Source organism: Gelidibacter sp., assembly GCF_035577925.1.
Lineage (GTDB): Bacteria > Bacteroidota > Bacteroidia > Flavobacteriales > Flavobacteriaceae > Gelidibacter.
In genome coordinates, this window is sequence record NZ_DATJCY010000412.1 from 1 (window position 1) to 3,612 (window position 3,612).

The following is a 3,612-nucleotide window of genomic DNA, read 5'->3' on the forward strand; positions in this document are numbered from 1 at the left end:
TGGGCGCGCAGGACATTTTGGCAATTCGTATTCTTTATGTTCTGCAGATGAAAAAAACTATATCAAAACCATCCAACAACTCATAAACATCCAAATCCCTGTTGAAGAAAATCATCCTTATCCATTGGATCCAAAGGAAAAACCTATTATCCATACTTCAAAAAAAACAGGAAGTAAGCATAAAAAAGGACGTAAAGGAGAAGGTTCAAAAAGCAAAAAGAAACGCTGGTATTAACAGAATAATATAAAGTTTAGCAATAATATTGAAGGTTATGAATTGGATCATATTAATAATTGGCGGATTATTTGAAGTGGCATTTGCAGCATGCTTGGGCAAAGCTAAATACGCTACAGGAATTACCGCAACGTGGTGGTATCTTGCTTTTTTGGTGTGTTTAACTATTAGCATGTTATTGCTTATAAAAGCCACTCAAACATTGCCCATTGGTACAGCTTATGCAGTTTGGACAGGTATTGGCGCAATTGGAACTGTTTTGGTTGGTATTTTTATTTTTAAAGAATCTGCTGATTTTTGGCGTGTATTCTTTTTGGGAACGCTTATTCTTTCAATTGTAGGTCTGAAATTTGTTTCTAATTAAAAGAAACTTCATTATTTCTTATCCATAAAATGCTTCAAAATTGGAATCTGCGCGCAGAGCATTATGCCACAAACAAGCATGGCATATGAGGTAATCTGATCAAATTTTAGTTTTGAAAAGAAGTTGGCAACTCCATTAGTTAAAATCGAATGAAGATCAATGTTTTGAAACCATTCATTAGTGTCAACTCCCAAATTTAGATATGAAAAAACCACAAAAGCAATCACACTTCCAAAAATAAGGATCCAGCCTGTTCTGGAAATCAACGGCCTATAAACAATTGCAGTGCTTTTAGGACGTACATGCGCCATAATATGATTTGTAAAATCACTTGAAGGACTTTCAAGATTTGAGGTTCTTATGGCCTTTTCGACAATAATATCTGATAATTTATCTACGTTCTCCTTCATAATAGGCTATCATTTCTGGTTCTAATCGTTCTTTTAAAATAGTCATCAACTTTTTCCGACTTCTAAAAAGCTTAACCTTAATGTGGTTTGGATTTAAATTGACCACATCTGCAATCTCCTCTAAAGATAATTCTTCAAAGTAATATAAAGTAAGTAAAAAGCCATCCATTTCTGGCAATAAACCAATACAATCTTTTATGGATTGTTGATATTCAGCTTCTGTCAGGGCATTTAAAGCATTATCAAGTGTTACAATTTGATGCTCTGTAAACTCATCTATAGCGACATCGTTTTGATACTTTTTATTCTTTTTGAGTCTATCAAGGCACGTATTATAAGCTATTTTATAAACATAAGTTGAAAACTTTGACGCGCCTTTAAAAGTTTCCAACGATCTGTAAACTTTCAAAAAAGTATCTTGTGACGCTTCTTCAGCTTCTTCCCTGTTTTTAAGCATTCGTAACGTCAATGTAAACACCATGTTTTTATATCGATCTACCAAAACGGCAAATGCCTTGGCATCACCATTTAAAATTTGGTCTATATATATGTGGTCGTTTTTGGTGGTCATTTTCAGATAAGACGATCAAACCTGGATTCAGGTTACAACAAATCAAAAAAATAAATAAAATGGATTTTGTGTAACCTAAACTCAAAACCAGTCGTCATAAGCAATGAACACACTAAAATTAATCAATTAAAAATCGAACAGTTATGGGATCAGAATTTATTATTGTACCACTTTTTATCGCCGCTTTTTTTGGCGTTTTTTACCTTCATTATTCCACACGGCACAAAGAACGTTTGGCACTCATTGAAAAAGGAGTTGATGCCAGCATTTTTATACGAGGCAAACAACCTACAGCACCTTTTTGGAAAGTCCTTATCCTAAATTTAGCATTACTACTTATGGGAATTGGCCTTGGTATTTTTATTGCACTAATCATTGAAACTTATACGACACTCAATGATAATGCGGTATATCCAGCTACTATTTTCTTAATGGGTGGACTAGGTCTTTTTGTAGGTTTTAACATGACTAAAAAAATCGACAAAGAATAAAAAAGATTTTTCAAACTCTAAATGAAACGGCTAGCATTTTGTTAGCCGTTTTTTTATTAATTACTGTATCTTTAAATCTTGAATTTTAAAAACAATGCATAACTAAAAGTATTCTAATCAATTTTATACTTCTAAAGATTTGCGGCTTTTTTAAAATGTCGGCTTTAAAGACACAATTCCCCATGAAACATTATTCCGTCCTCTTATATTTTTTAGTATTCTGCACTGTTTTAGGCTTCTCGCAAACCACAATTAAAGATGTGCAAACTCGTTATCCGGTTTCGTATGCCACTGTTTCGTTTAACAATGGAAATGGATTATTTGCAAATGATGAAGGCGAATTTGTATTTACAAAAAAACTATATCCAGATGTTGACACGCTTTATATTTCTGCTTTAGGTTATAAAGATTTGAAAATAGCTACTTTAAACCTACCTGACACCATTTTGATGGACACCGAAACCAATACTTTAGATGAAGTATTGATTACCGCAAAAATTGATCGAAAATTCAAGGTTGAAAACATAAAGCCCTATTTGGACGACGATTATTACCACTGTTGGTTGCCCACGATAGAATCTGAAATAGCGGTTTATTTCAATAATCCGGACACTGATTTAAAAAAAATAACCAAAGTACATTTCCCCATTACTTTAGAATCTAAAGATTGGGACAAACGCAAACGCTCCAATGCGGATAAAAAGCCTTTTTCTACACTATTTAAGGTGAAATTTTACAACTCCGAAAATGGGTATCCTGGAAAAGAAATCAGCTATCGTAACATAGTTTTCAGAACGACGGAAAAAGATGGCGACAACTTTACGCTCAACGTTGAGGATGAAGATATCTTTATTCCAAAAAATGGCGTTTTTATTTCTTTGCAAGTATTGGGATACACTGATAATAACGGCAAATTATTATCAAACAAAAAATACAAGGAAATTAAATCCAATGATGGAAGTATTGTAAAAATTCCGACAAATTTTAGACCGCTACTACCTTTTACAGATAAAATAACACAAAACAACACTTATATCAAACGTGTATTTATCAATGAAAACAAATGGGCAAGATTTGAAAAAGAAAGTAATTTCCAATCCTCGCTTCTCCAAGCAGGATTGAATAATTATGGCATCGGATTGACTTATAATGTTTATAAAGATTAACAAAATACCTTACCTAAATATCACTCTAAAAAGGTGTTTACTCTACCAAAAAATCAAAATAAGTATCTGGATAAGGTTCCCATCTTAAAGTAAAATGCCACCATTCCTTCGGATAGTTTCTAAAATTATATTTGTGCATGACATTGACAAGGAGGTCGCGATTGGCTCTTTGGATTTCGGTAAGATCAGGATGGTCCGTCCAAGATTCTTCACCAAAAAAATCAAAAAAACCACCCATATCCAACGGTTCACCTGTATTAGCATCAATAATGGTCAAATCTAAGGTACTGCCACGACTATGCCCGGATTTTGACGCAATATATCCTTCACTAAACAAAAACTGTTTCTCAACTCTAGGGTAAAACTCTTGTTTTT

At 33.4% G+C, this 3,612-nt stretch carries 6 protein-coding genes and 1 pseudogene; 4 read left to right on the plus strand and 3 right to left on the minus strand.

Features of this window, described 5'->3' with window-relative positions:
- Both VNJ50_RS15465 and VNJ50_RS15470 read left to right on the plus strand, forming a co-directional pair.
- Positions 1-235: pseudogene (locus VNJ50_RS15465) on the plus strand (ATP-dependent helicase); the annotation flags it as partial.
- 37 nt (positions 236-272) lie between these two features.
- Positions 273-599, plus strand: a complete 327-nt coding sequence (locus VNJ50_RS15470) for a multidrug efflux SMR transporter (protein ID WP_325583193.1) — start codon at positions 273-275, stop codon at positions 597-599.
- 11 nt (positions 600-610) lie between these two features.
- On the opposite strand, the gene VNJ50_RS15475 is transcribed toward VNJ50_RS15470, so the two are convergent.
- Positions 611-1,009 carry a hypothetical protein gene (locus tag VNJ50_RS15475; protein WP_325583194.1) on the minus strand — a complete coding sequence of 133 codons (399 nt, stop codon included), beginning with the start codon at positions 1,007-1,009 and terminating at the stop codon, positions 611-613.
- A complete protein-coding gene (locus VNJ50_RS15480) occupies positions 990-1,580 on the minus strand; it encodes an RNA polymerase sigma factor (RefSeq protein WP_325583195.1) in 591 nt (196 codons plus the stop codon). The genes VNJ50_RS15475 and VNJ50_RS15480 overlap by 20 nt, the downstream gene beginning before the upstream one ends.
- Positions 1,581-1,723: 143 nt before the next feature.
- Between VNJ50_RS15480 and VNJ50_RS15485 the strand changes: the two genes are divergently transcribed.
- Complete coding sequence (locus VNJ50_RS15485) at positions 1,724-2,071, plus strand: DUF6249 domain-containing protein (protein ID WP_325583196.1); 348 nt, start codon at positions 1,724-1,726, stop codon at positions 2,069-2,071.
- Positions 2,072-2,253: 182 nt separating this feature from the next.
- The gene (locus tag VNJ50_RS15490) at positions 2,254-3,237 is read left to right on the plus strand and encodes a hypothetical protein (protein WP_325583197.1); all 984 of its coding nucleotides are present in this window, start codon (positions 2,254-2,256) and stop codon (positions 3,235-3,237) included.
- Positions 3,238-3,274: 37 nt separating this feature from the next.
- Here the strand turns inward: VNJ50_RS15490 and VNJ50_RS15495 are convergent.
- Positions 3,275-3,612: M15 family metallopeptidase (locus VNJ50_RS15495; RefSeq protein ID WP_325583198.1), on the minus strand; the 338-nt coding region annotated here is incomplete at its 5' end.

What these genes read in the sequence shown, in the direction of transcription:
- VNJ50_RS15470 (WP_325583193.1), top strand. Translation starts at nt 273, where the DNA reads ATGAATTGGATCATATTAATAATTGGCGGATTATTTGAAGTGGCATTT.
- VNJ50_RS15475 (WP_325583194.1), bottom strand. Translation starts at nt 1,009, where the DNA reads ATGAAGGAGAACGTAGATAAATTATCAGATATTATTGTCGAAAAGGCC.
- VNJ50_RS15480 (WP_325583195.1), bottom strand. Translation starts at nt 1,580, where the DNA reads ATGACCACCAAAAACGACCACATATATATAGACCAAATTTTAAATGGT.
- VNJ50_RS15485 (WP_325583196.1), top strand. Translation starts at nt 1,724, where the DNA reads ATGGGATCAGAATTTATTATTGTACCACTTTTTATCGCCGCTTTTTTT.
- VNJ50_RS15490 (WP_325583197.1), top strand. Translation starts at nt 2,254, where the DNA reads ATGAAACATTATTCCGTCCTCTTATATTTTTTAGTATTCTGCACTGTT.